This window comes from Enterococcus olivae (assembly GCF_053760925.1).
Genome location: NZ_JBSMVT010000066.1, coordinates 1 through 1373 on the forward strand (window position 1 = coordinate 1; position 1373 = coordinate 1373).

The window sequence follows — 1373 nt, forward strand, 5'->3', positions numbered from 1 at the left end:
AAAAGACTAACTATATAAAGTCAAGTGAAAACAAACAAAACTTTCTGAATGAAAAATAACGAATCAGTGCATGACAAATAAACCTCAGAAAAGATTATTTTTTTCACTACTGACGAATTTCGTACGGTTCATTTTTTGTTAGAATCACATGAATCACATAGCATAGCTTTCTTGAAACAGCGCCAATCGCTGTAAGATGGTGTTTCCCTTCTGCTCGTTTCTTATCATAAAAGGCTTTGAAAACTGGATCACATCTGGACGCAATGAGTGCCGCTTGAAACAGTGCTTTTCTTAAGTAGGGAGAGCCACGTTTACTCATCACGTTGTGAGTGGCTTCATATTCACCAGATTTTGAGACAGACGCATCGATTCCTGCGTAAGCTACTAGTTTTTTAGGCGTAGAAAATTTCAGAATATCGCCAATTTCACCTAAAATCGTCGCACCAAGGACAGATCCAATACCAGGAACAGTTTCTATGACCGAATGAAGAGAAGCCATTAATTGTGCAATTTCTTCTTCTGTTCGTTTAATTTGTTCTTCTAAAAAGCTGAGTTGATCAATCATAGAACGTAATTGAAAAACAAAGGCATCTTGAGCAAAACGAACACCAAAAGAATGAGCGGCGGCTGTTTTCAGTGCCTCTGCCTTGCTTTGTCCAACACGACTTCGACTCGCTACACGGAGTGTTTCAGCTAATGTTTCGGCAGAAACTTGATTGAATTCATCAGGAGACGAAAACTCAGATAGGACAGCTTTGGAGGCCTTGCCAAAAATGCCAACTTTTGAAAACACCTTTTCGTACTCAGGAAAGATTTGGTCTAGTATGGCAATGACTTTTCGTTTAAAGTCGCCAGCTGTGCCAACAAGATATGAACGATAACGAGTCAGTTGACGTAAGGAGAACATGGTTTCGTCCGCTAAAGCTGTTTCGTTGAATGAACCGTAGCGAATTAAGTCAGCAATTAATACTGAGTCGATACTATCATTTTTTCGTTTACGAATTTCAGTTCCTTTTCTCCAGCCATCTGTTTGAATGGGATTGATGACGTGAACAAGAAACTGTTGTTCATCAAGAAATGAGAAAAGGGCTAACCAATAGTGACCGGTAGCTTCCATACCAACAAGGAAGTCATCTGTGGAATCAGAGAAAGAAGTCAGGCGTTCTAAAAGAGCGTGAGCGCCGTCCAAAGAATTCGCAAAAGAAAAACCTTTAAGTAGAATTTTTCCTTCGTCGTTCATGACGGAAGCGACGTGTGTTCGTTTGCCAATATCAATACCTAGATAAAACATAAGCACACCTTCTTTACAAAATTTGGATTGATGGCCACTCAACTGAAAAGCGTCACTACCTTGTTCTAGATACGGAGTAAGG

At 39.8% G+C, this 1373-nt stretch carries 1 protein-coding gene; it reads right to left on the reverse strand.

The genetic code is table 11. The annotated features are described in order from the left end of the window. Nucleotides 1-106: 106 nt before the first annotated feature. Nucleotides 107-1291, reverse strand: a complete 1185-nt coding sequence (locus ACWODM_RS16330) for an IS110 family transposase (RefSeq protein ID WP_455322374.1) — start codon at nucleotides 1289-1291, stop codon at nucleotides 107-109. Nucleotides 1292-1373: the final 82 nt, after the last annotated feature.

Coding starts and splice junctions, on each gene's coding strand:
- ACWODM_RS16330 (WP_455322374.1), bottom strand. CDS start 1,291: ATGTTTTATCTAGGTATTGATATTGGCAAACGAACACACGTCGCTTCC.